This is a genomic window from Actinoalloteichus sp. GBA129-24 (genome assembly GCF_001941645.1).
GTDB lineage: Bacteria > Actinomycetota > Actinomycetes > Mycobacteriales > Pseudonocardiaceae > Actinoalloteichus_A > Actinoalloteichus_A fjordicus.
Genome location: NZ_CP016077.1, coordinates 4,192,198 through 4,207,903 on the forward strand (window position 1 = coordinate 4,192,198; position 15,706 = coordinate 4,207,903).

Consider the following 15,706-nt stretch of genomic DNA (forward strand, 5'->3'; position numbering starts at 1 on the left):
CCTCCGTCCGCTCGTCCTCCACGCCGTTCATCGCAGTCCTTCCGTCACCTGATCGACGGCGGCGGCGAAGGCGCCTGCTGCCAGGGCCTCGGCCACCCGCTCGATGTCATCGGCCATGTAGCGATCGACGTCCAGCGTCGGAGCGAGCGACCGCACCAGCAGGTACGTCGCCTCGGCCGCCGGGCTCAACCGGTCGCGACCGCCGGAGAGGTCGACCGCCTGCGCTGCGGCCAGGAACTCCACTGCCAGGATCGTGTCGTTGTTGCGCAGGACCCGACGAGCGTTCCGCGCCGCGATGAGTCCCATGCTGACGATGTCCTGGTTGTCTCCGTTGGACGGCACGCTCTGAGTGCTTGCCGGGCCGATGGTCCGGTTCTCCGCCACCAACGCCGTTGCCGGATACTGCGCGCCGGCGAACCCGCTGTTCAGACCGGGATCACCACTGACGAGGAACTCAGGCAGCCCATCGTTCAGGTACCGGTTCAGCAGCCGATTGGTCTGTCGTTCAGACAGCACACCGAGCTGCGTGAGCCCGATGGTCACGTAGTCCATCGCGATCGCGATCGGCTGACCGTGGAAGTTGGCGCCGTGGAAGACCTCCCGGTCCTCGAAGAAGAGCGGGTTGTCGTTGGCCGAGTTCAACTCGACGTCCAGCTTCCCGGCAGCGTGTGTGAGGGCGTCGCGCACGGCACCGAGCACCTGCGGCACGGCACGAAGGGAGTACGCCTTCTGGAGATAGACCTCGGTGCGTTGAACGTCCCGGCCCTGCTCACGGGTGTCCTGCACCCACCTGCGCAGCACGGCGTGCTCCACGGTCAGGCCGCTGCCCCGCATGAGCATGCGCATGTTCGCAGCCGAGTCGATCTGCCCCCGGTGCGGCCTGGCCACGTCATGCCCCTCGGCCAGGAACGGACTGGTCGATCCACGCAGCGTCTCGATCACCATCGCCGAGACGATCTCGGCCTGCCGGACCTGGTTCACCGCGCGATCGACGATCAGCGCGCCGAGCCCCGTCATCGCCGAGGTTCCGTTGATCAGTGCCAGCCCTTCCTTGAAACGCAGGCTGAGCGGCTCGATGCCGAGTTGACGCAGGACCGGTCCGGTCTCGACGCGAACGCCGTCGCGCAACAGGTAGCCCTCACCGATGAGGCTGCTCGCGATGTGCGCGAGCGGCGCGAGATCACCGCTCGCGCCGAGCGATCCGATCTCGGGTATGGCCGGGGTGATGCCGAGGTTGAGATAGAGCGCCAACCGCTCCAGGACCTCCGGACGAACCGCCGAGTGTCCCTTCGCCAAGGCGTTGAGTCGCGCAGCCAGGACGGCGCGTGCCTCGTTCTCGGCGAACAGCGGTCCGACGCCCGCACTGTGGCTTCTCACCAGGTTGGTCTGAAGCTCCGTCTCCTTGGACCGGTCCACGAGCATGTAGATCATCTCGCCATAACCCGTGGTGACGCCGTACACGGGGATGTCGGCTTTGACGATGTCCTCGAACTGGGCACGCGATCTCGCCGCCCGCCGCAGCGCCGAGGGTGGCACCCGGCAGGACGCCCGCCCCTCCGATACGTTCACGACACCAGGGATGTCCAGGCTCTCACCATCGAATAGGACCGACCGTGCGGTCTGCTCCGTCGTCAACTCTCGCTCCGTCCTCGTGTGGCTCGGACGACCGACTCGTCCAGGTGGTCTCGGTCACGGATCGCGGCCTCGATCAGGGCGGCCAGCCCGGTGGGGGTCGGATCGGCAAGCCAGTCGGATGCCGAGACGTCGACGCGGAACCTCTCCCGAATCCGGGTGAGGACGCCGAGTAGCCGAGGGACATCCCCGTCGACGGAGCCGACGTCGTCCGTGCCTGCTGCGGAGACGAGTGCGGGCCAGGCCTCGATCACCCGGCCGACGATCTCGGCCGTCGACGGGCCCGACTCCTGCGGCGCCGTCGTCGTCCGCACGACGTCGCGTCGCACGTCCGCGACGGCCAGCGCCCGCCGGTCCACCTTCCCCGCGACGGTGCGCGGCAGCGGTGCGTGCCGTGTCACGAAGGCCACCGCACCGATGGACGCGCCGAAGTGCTCGCGCAGCCATGCCCGCCAGGTGACGGCGCCCGCCTGCGGAACGCCCACTCCGTCGCCTCGGGCCACGACGTGCGCCGTCAGCCTGGTGACCAGGCCGTCTTCACCGACGACCGCGACGACCGCGCATTCCGCAACAGACTCATGCTCAGCCAGGATCGCCTCGATCTCGGTGATCCCCATCCGGACTCCGGCGACCTTGACCTGATCGTCGCGTCTACCCCGGAACTCCAGCAGTCCGTCTGGACGGAACCTGCCCAGGTCTCCGGTTCGGTAACACCGTTCGGCCGGTGACGACCGGCTGTCTCCGACGGCCACCGGCCGAAAGGCCGCGGGTCTCACCCCGCCGAGATATCCATCGGCGACACACGCGCCCCGGATCACGATCTCGCCGACGTCTCCCGTCGGGCAGGGCTGGTCGGCCTCGTCGAGCACCAGCACCTCGCGGCCGGGGATCGGGCGGCCGATCGGAACCGTCGCGCCCTCCACACCGGTCACCTCATGGCAGGTGGCCGCGATCGTCTCGGTGGGTCCGTACACATTGGCCAGTCGTGTCCTCGGCAGCACGGCGCGCAGTCCATTCGCGAGGGCACCGGACAGCGACTCGCCCATCAACACCAAGGCCCGCAGCTCGGTGAGCGGCGGGTCCGACGAGCTGATCACCCGTCGGATCTCTCGTCCCATGCTGGGCACGGTCTGGAGGAAGGTGATCCGCTCCCGGACGAGCCAGTCGACCAGCTTCTCCGGGTTCGCGCGAAGGCGTCCGGGCACCGGGTACAACGTCGCCCCCGAGGCCAGCGTCGCGAAGACCTCGCACAGGCTGGGGTCATGGTCCGGCGCCACCCATTGCGCCACCTTCGAACCCGGCCCGAGGTCGAACTCCTCGGCCAGCCAGGTGACGAACTGTGCGAAGGACCCGTGCCGCTGGGCGACGCCCTTGGGCGGACCGGTCGAGCCCGAGGTGTGAGCGACGTACGCCGTCCAGTCGGGACCGACCGCAGGCAGCACCGCACCGGGCGGCTCCGCCGCAGACTCAGGCTCCGGTGCGGCCAGGTCGATCACGGCGCCGCCCTGATCGTCGCGGTACCAGCGGGTCAGCTCGTCCTCGAGAGGCCCTGCGGTCAGCAGGAAGGCAGGCCGGGTCTGAGCCAACACCGCCTTACCCCGTTCACCGAGGTCACCGTCGCCGAGCCAGACCAGCAGGCCCCCCGCGCGCAGAATGCCGAGCGATGCGGCGACCTGCCGGGCGCAGACGGGCATCCGCACCGCCACCGGCGCGTTCTCGGCGCCACCGAGGCTCAGCAGCCGGGCGACGACGACATCCGCCGCCCGACTCAGGTCGCGATAGGACATGACGTCGGCGCCCTCGACGATCGCATCGTCGAGCGGCGCTCGGCGAGCCGCGCCGTCCACCAGCTCGTGAACGGGCCGCGCCACCGCAGCCGCGTCGCCCAGGCGGCCTGACGCCGCCGCAGGCTCCCGGCGCCGCCGGACCCGCCTGCTCGGCCCGCTCATGTCTTTCCCCTGATCACCGGGGAATAGTCACATGCGACCATCGATCAATGCTTCTCGCGAATTGCGGTGCGTGATCTGCCCGCACCGGACGGTTCAAGACCGCAGTTGTGAAGATGCAACTGGACACGGCCTGTGTCGACGATGTATCGCCGGGATTCTCGCGGCATCGGGCACCGCCCGAGAAAAGCGGCGGCGAGGCCGGTCGAGTCCAGGAGGGAATCCATCACGATGTCGGATATCCAGGCCCGAATGCTACTGCCGTCGTTGATCGAGGACCAGGTCACGAAGATCTGGAAGTCGGTCCTCGAAATGCCGGACGGACACTGTGACCGCACCTTCTTCGAGCTCCAGGGACAATCCATCTCGGCGATGCGGATCGTGGCTCGTGTGGAGGACGAACTGGGCGTCGCCATGGACTTCGCCGTCCTCTTCGACGACCCGGACCTGCCGACGTTCGTCGCCGCCGTCATCGAGGCGGCGCGGGCAGCAGGCCGGATCGGCTCCGACTCGACCGGCGGATGACGACGTCGCCGACCAGCGTCGACACCGCGCGCTTCGGCCAGCCAAGATACCCGGCCGTGATCATCTCCCCGATTCGACCACCAGTTCGAAATGAAGCAACGACGAAGTGGGTGGTGAACTCACGCGTCGATAATCTGACTGGGCAAGGCCAGCTAGGGAGGAACGCGGGGAAGCGTTCCTCCGCACTAGTGAGGAGTCACTGATGCAGTTACGTAGTAAGCGGGTCGCAGCTCTTGCCGCTGGCGCGGTGATGGCTGCGGGAATCGCGACCACTTTCGGGGTCTCGGCCGCGAGCCCGGACAATTCCACGGCAGGCACCTCGCGGGTGACCTACAGCTGTGGCGACCCGAGTGCGCCGCGGGTCGAGGACATCAACGTCACCATCACGGCGCCTGCCAGCGCCGCAGTCGGTGACACCGTCACCGTCGAAGCGGGCACGCTTATTCTCGAAGGCGTGCCCTTCGACAGCCCGGCCGGTTCCTTCCACACCGAACTCGACATCACGCTCGGCGGCAGCGCGTCGGGGACGATCACCGCGACGGGCCTCTCCAATGAGGAGACCCCGGCGAACACGCCGATTCCCTTCTCCGGCGGCGAGGTTGCGCTCACCCTCGATCAGGCGGGCGAGGCCAGCCTGACTCCCGGAATCATCCACTCCGTCGATGATGGATCGCAGTGCACGCTCGTCGGCGAGGCGGATGCCGCGGCGACGATCAGCGTCGGGGCCGCCCAGCCCTGACGGCAGTCCCGCTGAATGATCCGATGAGACGACGGGCCCCTCGCTCCAGTGGAGCGAGGGGCCCGTCCGATTGCCGGTGGCCTGTCAGGCAGCTCGACGAGCCGACGACGCATCGTCGCGGGCTTCCCCGCGACGATGCCGTCTCTCACCTCGTCGGAACGCTCGTCGACACCGGTCGGACCGCACTCACCTCGGTCGCCTGCCCCTGGCCCGTCTGCCGACGGACGGCGCGGTCCGCAATGGTGCACCCTGGCGCGGCGGCGTACGCCACGCAGTGCGCAGCACGCCGAGGACGAGTCCCGGACGCATCAACGCCGCCGGCGGATCGACCAGACCTGCGACCCGCATGAACGCGGCGGTGAAACGTGCGTCGCGGGTTGCCGCGTCGTGCAGACGGCGCGAGAACACGTGCATCAGCCGCGTCGCGAGCGTCCGACGGCCCTCGACGCCGGGGAAGCCGAGGTCGACGCTGGTGGTCATCTCCCAAGCAGGTCGGATGATGGCCGCGACCTCCTGTTGGAAGGCGAGCGGATCGGGCGCGAAGCCGCGACGAAGCCGCGCGCGTAAGGCGAGAGCCTCCAACGCGGAGAGCGACTGCGCCTGGGCGTAGACCGGGTTGGGAGTGCACACGGCGTCGCCCATCACCAGAAACCGATCGGGCGCGGCGGTCAGCAGGTCGAAACGACGCCACATCGTGGTCGGGAACCGGAACAACGCGATGTCGTCGAGCGGCTCGGCATCGACGATCGCCTCGTGGATCTCGGGGGCGGCGAGCGTCTTGACGAAGTCATTGAAACCGGCCTCGTCGGTCGGAGGATGGTCACCGAGGATGCCGTAGGTGGTCAGCTCCACTCGACCTCCGTCGGTCTTGGTGAAGATCGCGCCGCGTGGCAGCACCGGCGATGCCACCGGATTGATCGAATGATCGTCACCGAACGGATCCGACCGGAGCCGGTAGTGCCTGCTCGCGTAACCGATGTCGACCTTGGTGCGCTGCTCGTCGACCTGCTGATAACCGAGTTCGACCAGCCATTTCGGCGACCGGGAGCCACGACCGGTCGTGTCGACCACGAGGTCGGCGTCGAGGGTCTCCTCCCCGGTGCCCTCGTTGCGCCGGTGAATCCGTGCACCCGTGACGCGTGATCCGTCCGGGGTGGCGGACAGTCCCACCACGTCGCACTCTTCGAGGAACGTAACGTTGGGCATGGCCTCCACTCGCCGCCGGACGTGGTATTCCAACACCGGTCGTGTCGCGGCGACACAGCTCAGACCGGCCCGGACCTGCTTGAGTCGCCTTCCGTGGAAGTACCACCGCACGGTGCCTGCCAGGTCGGAGAAGGGGACGCCGTCGTCGGCCATCTCCTGGGTGATGCCGGGGAACAACTCCTCCAGCGCCTGATGTCCCCTCGCGAGCAGTCCGTTGATGTGGCGAGTCTGCGGAGCGCCACGCCGCCATTCCCGCACTCCGATCAGCCGATCACGATCCACCAGGACCACCTCGCGATAAGAAGGGGCGAGAGCGGCGGCGGCGAATAGTCCGGTGATGCTTCCGCCGAGCACGACGGCACGGCCTGCGATCACGCTACTCAAAGCAGTCATCTCCTTCGGCGCCGACCCGAGTCGGCCGTTCGGTCATGACCGGCGAGAACGCGACCAGCAACCCGCAATCGGACCGCAGACTCATCTCGGGATTGCGGCGACGGCGGAACCGGGGCGTGCTCGTCGGACTTCCGCGCGCTGGTCGACCTCGAATGATGAGGCACGGCGGCGGGCGATCGCGCCCGACGTCACCCCAGCGACACCGTCGCATCGTCACAGTCCGACGACGTCGACCACACCTCTTGACGTGCCCATTCACCAGGTTCGCAGCAGCGGCGGGCTTCCCCGCTTCATCGACTCCGCGAGATCGCAATCGAAGAGATGCGGCGGATTCCCCGTAGGCGAGACGATGTGTCCTCGCCAGCCCCGTCATCGAATTCCTCGATTACCAGGACGACGCCGTCGAATTCGTCGTCGTCGAGATCTCCGAAATCTTCGCGAGGGAGAACAGCGTGTCGCACAGCCACCCGCCATCGAGGGCCGAGCTGATTCGCCGAGCCTCGGATCTGGTGCCGACCCTGCAACGGAACAGCACCTCCCATGAGGACGAACGTCGCCTCCACGACGAGACCATAGAAGCGCTCACCGCCGCAGGTGTCTTCCGAATGCGGGTGCCTGCTCGCTACGGCGGATACGAGAGCGACGCCGGGACCCTCGTCGAGGTCGCGGGTGCGTTGGGGCGGGGCGACGGCGCCGCGTCCTGGGTCACCTCGGTCAGCTGGATCACGACGTGGATGGCCGGGCTGTTCCCCGACAAGGTGCAGGACGAGATCTTCGCGTCACCCGACGTCCGGACCTGCGGAACCCTGAGTCCCAGTGCGACGGCCGTCACCGCGACCGACGGGTTCGTCGTCACTGGACGATGGGGCTTCATCAGCGGCGCGCCGCACAGTCACTGGCAGGTCGTCATCGCGATGAACCCGCAGCAGGAGGGCCCGCCGCTGCCGATCATGGCGATCGTGCCGATGACCGACCTCACGATCGTCGACGACTGGTTCACCTCCGGACTACGGGGAACCGGCAGTGTCACCACGGTCGCCGAGGAGGTCTTCATCCCGCGAGACCGGGTCCTGCCGCTGCCCGCCGTACTCCGCGAGCAGTACGGGTCCCAGCGGAACGCCGCCTCCTCGATCTTCCGCGCCCCGCTGATCCCCACTGCCGCCGTGTCGTCGGTCGGCACCGCCATCGGCCTCGCCCACGCCGCCCGTACCGCCTTCCTTGAGCGGCTGCCCGATCGCAAGATCACGTACACCGACTATCCGAGTCAGGCCGAGGCGCCGCTGACTCATCGGCTGCTGGCCGACGCCGCGCTGCGCATCGACGCGGCGGAGTTTCACGCCCGCAGGCTCGCCGAGTTGATCGATGCCAAGGGCGAGGCCGATGAGGTGTGGACGACACGGGAACGGGTGGGCGCCCGCGCAGACCTGGGGCGGTCGTGCCAGCTCGCGAAGGAGGCCGTCGACATCCTCGCGTCGGCGAGCGGCGGCTCCTCGGTGTACAGCTCGGTTCCGATTCAACACATCCAACGCGACATCCAGGCGATCAGCCTGCACGCGCTCATCAATCCGGACACGAACCTGGAGCTGTACGGGCGAGTCCTGTGCGACCTCGAACCCAACACCCTCTACATCTGACCCGCAAACCGGACGTGAGGCGGCTGACGATGAGAACCGTGGTCATTCCGGCGGCTGGCGCCGACTGGGAACTTCGCCAGACACCGAGGCCGAGCCCCGGACCGGGCGAGGTGCTGATTCGGGTCCGTGCTTCGGCGATCTGTCACAACGACGTGCTGGCCGGGCTGGGCATCCTCCCGTTCCCGTCGACATCGCCCGCCATCCCCGGTCACGAACCGGCAGGCGACGTGGTCGAAGTCGGCGCCGGAGTCACGTCCCGGCAGGTGGGCGACCGGGTCGGCGTCACCTGGATTCAAGGCGTCTGCGGACGATGTGCGCAGTGCAGGCGCGACAGCCGACTGTCCGGCCGCGCGGCGTTCTCCTGCGCCGCACCGGCGACGACGGGCTTCACCGCGCCAGGCGGACAGGCGGAATGGCTCCTCGCTCCGGCGGCGGGCACGGTCCTCCTGCCCGCCGACCTGAGCTACGAGCTGGCCGCGCCGATGCTGTGCTCCGGGTACACCGCCTGGAGCGCACTGAGCGTCGGGGCGCCTCGGCCCGGCGAGCGCGTCGCGGTGCTCGGCATCGGAGGCATCGGGCATCTCGCGGTTCAGTTCGCCGCTGCCGCCGGGTTCGAGACCGTCGCCATCACCCGGTCATCCGACAAACACGCGATCGCAGCGGATCTCGGTGCCACGCTCGTTCTCGGCAGCGGCACGGAACTCGACGCGGCAGGCGGCGCCGACGTGATCCTGGCGACCGCACCGTCCTACTCCAGTGCAGGCGAAGCGATGCGCGGACTGCGGCCGGGCGGTCGCATGGTGCTGGCGGGCATCGACGGCCGGGAGCCCTTCAGCATCCCGCCGGACCTGGCTCGGCCGTTCTTCGCGCACGGACAACAGATCCTCGGTGCAACACACGGTGGGATGGAGCACCTGGCACTGGCGCTCGCCTCGGCCGCAGCAGGCGAGGTGACGCCCCGGATCGAGGTGTTCGCTCCCGAGCAGATCGCGCAGGCCGCAGCCGCGGTGGCGACGGGCTCCGTCCGCTTCCGCGCCGTCGTCGCCTACTGAACAAGTCGTCAGTTTCCAGTACGGGCGCGGCACAGGCACGCGCGGGATCAGGAGGTCGAACCGATGGCCGGTCAGGTCGGGAGACGCGCCGTGGTGCTGGGCGGAAGCATGGCAGGGTGTCTCGCCGCCCGCGCCCTCGCCGAGCACTACGCCGAGGTCGTGGTCGTGGAACGGGACACCATACTCGGGGTGGACGGACCACGCCGAGGTGCACCGCACACCCGACACGCACACGGACTGCACGCCCGAGGCCATCTCGCGTTGGAGGAGCTGTTCCCCGGCCTCACCGACGAGCTGGTGGCAACGGGTGTTCCGACGGGCGATCTCGGCGAGATGCGCTGGTACTTCAATGCTCGACGGCTGAGCCCGGCTCGAACCGGACTCACCTCGGTCACCGCGCCGAGACCGGTACTCGAACACCACGTCCGGGCCAGGGTCGCGGAACTGCCGAACGTGACGTTCCTCGAACGGCATCGCATCCTCGGGCTCCGGGCAGCGACCTCCCGGAGCCGGATCGTGGGCGTTCGGGTGCAGTCAGACGAGGCGACGGCCGAGGAGCTGCTCGATGCAGACCTGGTCGTCGATGCGACCGGCCGGGGCTCGCGCACCCCGGTCTGGTTACAGGAGTTGGGCTACTCTCGGCCGGACGAAGACAGGGTGAAGATCGACCTCGCCTACACGACCAGGCACTATCGGACTCGCCCGGAGTGGTTCGACGGGGTGCAGTCGATCAACCCGGTGGCGTCCCCCGCGCACCCCCGAGGCGCGTTCTTCGGCCAGGTCGGCCGCGACGTGTGCGTCCTGTCGCTGACGGGTCTGCTCGGCGACCATCCGCCGACCGAACCCGAGGCGTTCCTGGAGTTCGTCCGATCGCTGCCGATCCCGGAGATCTACACGGCGGTCCGGGAAGGCGAGCCGCTCGACGACCCGGTGTCGTTCCGCTTCCCCACCAGCGTCCGACGTCGTTACGAGCGGCTGGCACGGTTCCCGGAGCGGCTGTTGGTGCTGGGTGACGCCGTGTGCAGCTTCAATCCCGTCTACGGTCAGGGTATGAGCGTCGCGGCCATCGAGACGTTGACGCTTCTCGATCACCTTCGACTGGGCACGCCGCCCGTCCCGCAGCGGTTCTTCGCCGACGTCGCCAGGGTTGTCGACGCGCCGTGGGACGTCTCGGCGGGCGGGGATCTGGACTTCCCCGATGCGGAGGGTCCCAGGTCGGTGAAGACCAAGGTCGTCAACGCGTACATGGCACGGTTGCAGTATGCGGCGAGCAAGGACGCGGGGATCACCGACGCCTTCATGCGTGTCGCCGGACTCGTGGATCCTCCGCAGGCCCTGCTACGCCCGAAGACGGTCCTGCGGGTCCTGCGACACGCGGTACGCAGGCCGCCGCCGGGCGAGTCCCGATCGGCCGCGCCGCAGCCCGAGTCACCGCGCACGTCACCGGCCGAATCGGAGTGACGGGCGCCGCAGGCGTCGCGTCCCGGCATACCGACGGCAGTCGTCACACGATCCGCGTGATGACTGTCGTCGAACCGGGATCGAACACCGTCCGCGGAGCGGCGTTCCATCGGGACGGCCTGCACTACGCGCCCCGCGTGACCAGGCAGGCGTGCTCCACCGCCTTCGGCTGACGGGCGATCTCGGCCGACTGATGTCGACGGCCGCAGCGAGCCCCGCCATCCCCGGCTCACCCTTCTCACGACCGGACGTCTGTGCGCGCCGAACAGGATCGGCGAGCGCCGCGAAGGTACGGCCGAGCAGCGCCGGACTGTTTCCGTCACTCCCGGATCGCCGGTCCCGACGCCCCTCCCTCGCCAGTTCCGAGCCGTGTCGAGGGCCCCCGATCGACGACAGCCCACCGACTCCGGTCTACCGGACGACGCGCAGCACGATCGTCAGCCCGGACACGTCCAGGACCTGGAGCCGGACCGGCGAGCCGCCCGGCCGGTCGAACAGTCGGACGCCGTCGCCGAGCAGGACCGGCGCGATGGACACGAGCAGCTCGTCGAGCAGACCCGCCTCGATGCACTGGCGGGCGACGTCGGCGCCGAGCACGCCCACGATCTTGTCGCCCGCGGCCGCTCTCGCGGCGGCCACGGCGCCGTGAAGATCGTCCGAGAAGGTGACGTCGACTTCCGGTTCGGCGGGGACGTGGTGGGTCAGCACGAAGGTCGGCCCGCTCCACTGGCCGCCGTAGGCGCCCTCGCTGTCGGTGCCCTTGTTCGGGTCGTCGCCTCGAAAGGTCCGATTGCCCACGAGGACGGCGCCGATGGCGGGGACGAGGTCGTCCGTCAGATCGGCGGCGGAGTCGAGGTCGGAGGCCGTGTCGGACTGGACGGCCGCGGAGCTCGCGTATTCGGTCAGCCAGGACATGTCGCCCGCCGCTCCCGCGATGAAGCCGTCCAACGACATCGTGCACTGGTACTGCAGGCGGCTCATGAGCTGTCTCCTTCGTTGCGGATGCTCGGTCGGCGGCATTGAAAACCGCGCTGCGCCCGAGATCGCGCCGGATCGACGAGCCGTCATCGTGATCGGCCCAGCCAGGAGCGTACGGTCGGGGACCGACCGCCGCCCTTCGCTACCCAGCGTGACCAGCTTCCTCGATCGGCGCTGACATGCCTCACTCTTTCTGGTGGCCGCGAATTATTTCAGGGACGCACCAGACACCGCCTGGCATAGTAGGCGATGGAGATCATCTCCGCCCCGCCGGAAGCAGGAAGTCGGCAGCCGCCGCTCGAATCGACAGCCCGAAAGCCCGCTCGACGACAGCGGACTTCGGCGACTCCTGCCTGCCATGGCGAGGAATCTCCATTCCCTGTCCGAAGCCTGATGAAAAGCGAGAGGTCAATGCAGGCGGAAGCCCTCGATCGAATTAAGCTCATCTTCAACCTTCTCGACGCCGACGGCTCGGAAAATCTCGCGGCGGACGATTTCGAACTCATGGCCGCTCGGGTGTCCGCAGCCGCGACCGGCGCCGGTGAGGACGCGAAGTCCGCCGCGCTGGCGGCGTTTCGTCGGTACTGGTCCACGTTGGCCTCGGAGCTGGACGCCGACGGCGACGGGGTCGTCAGCTTCGAGGAGTACACGGCCTGCGTCTTGTCGCCCGAGCGCTTCGAGGAGACGATCAACGACTTCGCCGAGTCGCTGGCCGCACTCGGCGATCCGGACGGCGACGGACTCATCGAGCGCCCCCTCTTCGTCGCACTCATGACCGCCATCGGGTTCGATCTCGCCGGCGTCAACGCACTCTTCGACGCGTTCGAGCCGACAGAGGCAGACGAGATCTCGGTGGCGACCTGGGTGGCCGAGATCAAGGACTACTACTCGCCGGACAAGGCGGGAATCGCCGGAGATCGCCTGGTCACGAACGCCTGACCGAGCCGAGAACACGCCGGGGCGGTCGGCTCGCGTCGACTGTCCTGGCTTCCGCACGGCTCGCGGTGGGGTGGTCGGTGTACTCGCCCGTCCCTGCGGGTGTCTAGGAGCGGATCAGCCGCAGCGGGCCGCAGTCGTCCCCCGCCAGAGCAGCCCCGAGGCGCAGACGAGCGCACCTCGGCGCCCGGCCACACCGGCCGGACATCGACGACCCGACCGCCAGGACGAAGGAGCACGGTGCAACGGAACATCGGACTTGCCGTCGGCCGAGGAACGGGACCGGAGTTGGCGGACGTCTTCGAGAGGACCGTCCAGAACATCGGCCAGCTGTACTCGACGACGGCTGTGATCACGCGTTCGCCGAGGATTTACCACTCCTATTTCTCACTGTTACCGGAAGGCGACCTGGAACGTATTCGCCAGCTCACCGAAGAAGACGCCGCACACTACGAGCAGTTCTGTCGTGACCAGGCGGTCTCGGGCACGTCGGCGATCTTCCGCACCGCGATGAACGCCCAGTCGCTGTATCTGGTGCGGCAACGACTCCGGGCGGTCAAGGTCGACGTCATCCAAGCACAGAAGGCCTCGTTACTGCTCATCCGCGATGCGGCCCAGGGCTTCTACACCGGCGAGAACAGCCATGTGCCCGGCGTGGTGACCCGCACGATGACATTCAGCCGGGAGATCACCGATCAGGTGATCTCCTTCGCCTTACGTCGGGCCCGTGACGAATGGCCGGACGGCGAGGTCCGCGAGATCATCATGGCCTACAAGTTCCACCTGCTCGACGGCGCCTTCGCCGAGTGGGTGGCAGACGCCGCTGCCCGCCACGGAGTCGACATCGCGCTGTGCCAGCCGGACACGGTCAACCGAAATCTGATCGAGCGCGGCCTGTCCCCTCGCACGGTGATCATCAGCGGCAACGAATGGGCCGACATCATGCACGCCGTGCTGCTCGACCGGTTCGCCGCCGAGCGACAGGAGAGCCGCTTCACCGAGAACATCCACCTGCATCCCGAGGTGTCCGGCCTCGTCGAGTACCAGACCGTGCACGGTTCGGCCGACGACCTGGCAGGCACGAACCGGGTCAATCCGATGGCGACGGTCCGGGCCGCGGCGGCGGTGATGGAACGACATGTCCACTGCACGGGTGCGACGAAGGCGATGGAACTGGCTCTCGACTCGCTGCGGAGTCGGGAGATCCTCACCTCGGATCTCGGCGGGAGCCACTCGACGACGGCCGTGGTGGACGCGCTGCTGGACGTGTTGGAGCCGCATGTCGCCCCGGCGGCCGACACCGGCCCGGCCGACCCCTCTGCGGCGCCGTGACCGCTCGCCCGAGATCGGCGCTGGTGGTCGTCGACCTGCAGAACGACTTCTGCACCGGGCCGCGAGCCACGGCGCGCTACCGAGGCGACCCGGCGACGCTGGACGCCGTGACGACGAACGCCTGCCGCGCCGTGGACACGGCGCGCGCCCACGGCGTCGAGGTCCTCTTCGTCCGCTTCCTCGGCGATCGCGAACTCCAGGGCCCCAGTTGGCGACGTCGAGACCTCGCGCTGGGCAAGGAGCCCAAGTGCCGCGGCGGCTCGTGGGGAGCGGAGTTCCACCGGGTCTCCCCCGCACCGGAGGAACACGTCTTCACCAAACGAGCCTGCTTCGACGCGTTCCTCGCCGACGGCTTCGAGGCACACCTCCGGCGGCAGGACATCGCACATCTGGTGTTCGCAGGCCTCTACACCGACGTCTGCGTCGACTCCACGGCGCGGACCGCGTTCCAGAAGGGCAGGCACGTGACCGTGCTGTCGGACTGCACGACGAGCCTGCACCTGCCCGACGAGGAGATCCTGCGATTCATGACCGTGGTGTACGGCGCGGAGATCACCACCCACGATCGTCCGGAGCGATGGACGTCGACTCCGGCAGCAGAGGAGGACACGTGACAGGTTCACCGCACGACGCCGGGGTGATCGAGGGCGTCGGCCGGACCGCCCTGCTGGTCGCCGCCGGACGCGCGATCGAGACCCACCGCGCCGACTCGCTCGCCCAGGACGTCTACGCGGAGCACTTCGTCCGCGCCGCCCGCGCCTCGGCGGACTGGCCGGTCCGCATCGAGGACGCACCCGGGGGCGACGCGTGTCCGCTCTGGGGCAGGCTGGCACGCTACTTCGGTCTGCGCACGCGGGTCCTCGACGACTTCCTGCTTTCGGCGACCGGTCGCGGGACCAGTCAGGTCGTCCTGCTCGGCGCAGGCCTCGATGCCCGGCCGTTCCGCCTCGGCTGGCCGGACGGCACCACGATCTTCGAGATCGACCAGGAGCAGGTGTTGTCCTTCAAGCACTCGGTGCTCGACCGGCTGGGTGCCAGACCGACGGCGTCGCTGCACTCGATCGCCGCCGATCTCCGCGAGGACTGGGCGGGCGCGCTGGTCGCGGCGGGCTACGACGCCACCGAGCCGAGCGTCTGGCTGGCCGAGGGCCTGCTGCTCTATCTGCCCGCTGCGGCGGAGCGGCGGCTCGTCGACACGGTGGACCTGTTGACGGCGGCGGGCGGCGGCAGCCTGGCGTACGAGATCAAAATCGGCGCCGAGTCACCGGCCGTCCGCGCCAATCCGCTCTACTCCACCGCCCTCGAACAGATCGGCGTCGACCTGCTCGCACTGTTCGACACCGAGCCTCGGCCCTCCTCGGCCGCCGAGTTGACCGGGCGAGGCTGGTCGACGACGGTCCGCACGCCGTTCGACTTCACGGCGCAGTACGGACGCGGACCGCTGCCCGAGCAGCACGACGCGGTGGGCACCAACCGGTGGGTGTTCGCCGACCGGGCCCGAGACGCGGCGGCGTCGGCCTCAGCGGAAACGACGCAGAGCGCGCGCCTCGATCCGGAGCCGCCCACGAACCCAACGGACCACCTCGTCCTCGACGGTGCCGAGTGAACGACGGCGCCCGGTGAGAGGCGGAGTCGGGCCCGCGCACCCGGGCCCGGCTCCCGCCTCCGCGACAGATCCCGTGCTCGGCAGCCGTCGCGGGCACCGCGTCGGACGGCGGAGGACTCTCGATGAGGACGACCACGGCCAGGCCAGGACAGCTCGACGCAGGCAGGATCAAGACGCCGGGGCAGCGGACGGCGGCGCCTCTGCCCGCCCGGGCACCGCCCGGTCACCTCGGCGCTGCGCACGGTCCGCTCTGAAAGCCGCGTCCG

Annotated in this window: 14 protein-coding genes; 10 read left to right on the forward strand and 4 right to left on the reverse strand. The window is 68.9% G+C overall.

All coding sequences use genetic code 11. The features are described 5' to 3' along the window. Positions 1-27 precede the first annotated feature (27 nt). Together cmdF and UA75_RS18135 are read right to left on the reverse strand one after the other, a co-directional pair. Positions 28-1,635, reverse strand: a complete 1,608-nt coding sequence (gene cmdF / locus UA75_RS18130; RefSeq protein WP_075741257.1) for a tyrosine 2,3-aminomutase — start codon at positions 1,633-1,635, stop codon at positions 28-30. Then, a complete protein-coding gene (locus UA75_RS18135; protein ID WP_083683290.1) occupies positions 1,632-3,581 on the reverse strand; it encodes an AMP-binding protein in 1,950 nt (649 codons plus the stop codon). The genes cmdF and UA75_RS18135 overlap by 4 nt, the downstream gene beginning before the upstream one ends. Positions 3,582-3,809: 228 nt before the next feature. On the opposite strand from UA75_RS18135, the gene UA75_RS18140 reads away from it, so the two are divergent. Together UA75_RS18140 and UA75_RS18145 are read left to right on the forward strand one after the other, a co-directional pair. Further along, positions 3,810-4,103 carry a phosphopantetheine-binding protein gene (locus tag UA75_RS18140; protein WP_075741259.1) on the forward strand — a complete coding sequence of 98 codons (294 nt, stop codon included), beginning with the start codon at positions 3,810-3,812 and terminating at the stop codon, positions 4,101-4,103. A gap of 202 nt (positions 4,104-4,305) precedes the next feature. Then, the gene (locus UA75_RS18145; protein WP_157434270.1) at positions 4,306-4,842 is read left to right on the forward strand and encodes a hypothetical protein; all 537 of its coding nucleotides are present in this window, start codon (positions 4,306-4,308) and stop codon (positions 4,840-4,842) included. A gap of 186 nt (positions 4,843-5,028) precedes the next feature. Here the strand turns inward: UA75_RS18145 and UA75_RS18150 are convergent, their stop codons facing one another. Then, a complete protein-coding gene (locus UA75_RS18150) occupies positions 5,029-6,423 on the reverse strand; it encodes an FAD-dependent oxidoreductase (protein WP_157434625.1) in 1,395 nt (464 codons plus the stop codon). Between the two features lie 470 nt (positions 6,424-6,893). On the opposite strand from UA75_RS18150, the gene UA75_RS18155 reads away from it, so the two are divergent. From UA75_RS18155 to UA75_RS18165, 3 genes are all read left to right on the forward strand, one after another. Continuing rightward, positions 6,894-8,075, forward strand: coding sequence for an acyl-CoA dehydrogenase family protein (locus tag UA75_RS18155; RefSeq protein WP_075741262.1), 1,182 nt, complete (start codon positions 6,894-6,896; stop codon positions 8,073-8,075). 29 nt (positions 8,076-8,104) lie between these two features. Continuing rightward, positions 8,105-9,127, forward strand: coding sequence for an alcohol dehydrogenase catalytic domain-containing protein (locus UA75_RS18160; RefSeq protein WP_075741263.1), 1,023 nt, complete (start codon positions 8,105-8,107; stop codon positions 9,125-9,127). A gap of 63 nt (positions 9,128-9,190) precedes the next feature. Then, the gene (locus UA75_RS18165) at positions 9,191-10,588 is read left to right on the forward strand and encodes an FAD-dependent oxidoreductase (protein ID WP_075741264.1); all 1,398 of its coding nucleotides are present in this window, start codon (positions 9,191-9,193) and stop codon (positions 10,586-10,588) included. Positions 10,589-10,999: 411 nt separating this feature from the next. Here the strand turns inward: UA75_RS18165 and UA75_RS18170 are convergent, their stop codons facing one another. Beyond that, a complete protein-coding gene (locus UA75_RS18170; protein ID WP_075743934.1) occupies positions 11,000-11,569 on the reverse strand; it encodes a dihydrofolate reductase family protein in 570 nt (189 codons plus the stop codon). A gap of 408 nt (positions 11,570-11,977) precedes the next feature. On the opposite strand from UA75_RS18170, the gene UA75_RS18175 reads away from it, so the two are divergent. From UA75_RS18175 to UA75_RS34930, 5 genes are all read left to right on the forward strand, one after another. Then, positions 11,978-12,505, forward strand: a complete 528-nt coding sequence (locus UA75_RS18175; protein ID WP_075741265.1) for an EF-hand domain-containing protein — start codon at positions 11,978-11,980, stop codon at positions 12,503-12,505. A gap of 237 nt (positions 12,506-12,742) precedes the next feature. Then, the gene (locus UA75_RS18180) at positions 12,743-13,834 is read left to right on the forward strand and encodes an isocitrate/isopropylmalate family dehydrogenase (protein WP_075741266.1); all 1,092 of its coding nucleotides are present in this window, start codon (positions 12,743-12,745) and stop codon (positions 13,832-13,834) included. Further along, complete coding sequence (locus tag UA75_RS18185) at positions 13,831-14,448, forward strand: cysteine hydrolase family protein (RefSeq protein ID WP_075741267.1); 618 nt, start codon at positions 13,831-13,833, stop codon at positions 14,446-14,448. Before UA75_RS18180 ends, UA75_RS18185 begins: the two co-directional genes overlap by 4 nt. After that, positions 14,445-15,440 carry an SAM-dependent methyltransferase gene (locus UA75_RS18190; protein WP_232237303.1) on the forward strand — a complete coding sequence of 332 codons (996 nt, stop codon included), beginning with the start codon at positions 14,445-14,447 and terminating at the stop codon, positions 15,438-15,440. The genes UA75_RS18185 and UA75_RS18190 overlap by 4 nt, the downstream gene beginning before the upstream one ends. A 122-nt stretch (positions 15,441-15,562) precedes the next feature. Continuing rightward, on the forward strand, positions 15,563-15,694 hold the full coding sequence (locus UA75_RS34930; RefSeq protein ID WP_257787474.1) for a hypothetical protein: 132 nt from the start codon (positions 15,563-15,565) through the stop codon (positions 15,692-15,694). The last annotated feature ends 12 nt before the right edge of the window (positions 15,695-15,706 follow it).

What these genes read in the sequence shown, in the direction of transcription:
- UA75_RS18175 (WP_075741265.1), top strand. Translation starts at nt 11,978, where the DNA reads ATGCAGGCGGAAGCCCTCGATCGAATTAAGCTCATCTTCAACCTTCTC.
- UA75_RS18160 (WP_075741263.1), top strand. Translation starts at nt 8,105, where the DNA reads ATGAGAACCGTGGTCATTCCGGCGGCTGGCGCCGACTGGGAACTTCGC.
- UA75_RS18140 (WP_075741259.1), top strand. Translation starts at nt 3,810, where the DNA reads ATGTCGGATATCCAGGCCCGAATGCTACTGCCGTCGTTGATCGAGGAC.
- UA75_RS18145 (WP_157434270.1), top strand. Translation starts at nt 4,306, where the DNA reads ATGCAGTTACGTAGTAAGCGGGTCGCAGCTCTTGCCGCTGGCGCGGTG.
- UA75_RS18170 (WP_075743934.1), bottom strand. Translation starts at nt 11,569, where the DNA reads ATGAGCCGCCTGCAGTACCAGTGCACGATGTCGTTGGACGGCTTCATC.
- UA75_RS18135 (WP_083683290.1), bottom strand. Translation starts at nt 3,581, where the DNA reads ATGAGCGGGCCGAGCAGGCGGGTCCGGCGGCGCCGGGAGCCTGCGGCG.
- UA75_RS34930 (WP_257787474.1), top strand. Translation starts at nt 15,563, where the DNA reads ATGAGGACGACCACGGCCAGGCCAGGACAGCTCGACGCAGGCAGGATC.
- UA75_RS18165 (WP_075741264.1), top strand. Translation starts at nt 9,191, where the DNA reads ATGGCCGGTCAGGTCGGGAGACGCGCCGTGGTGCTGGGCGGAAGCATG.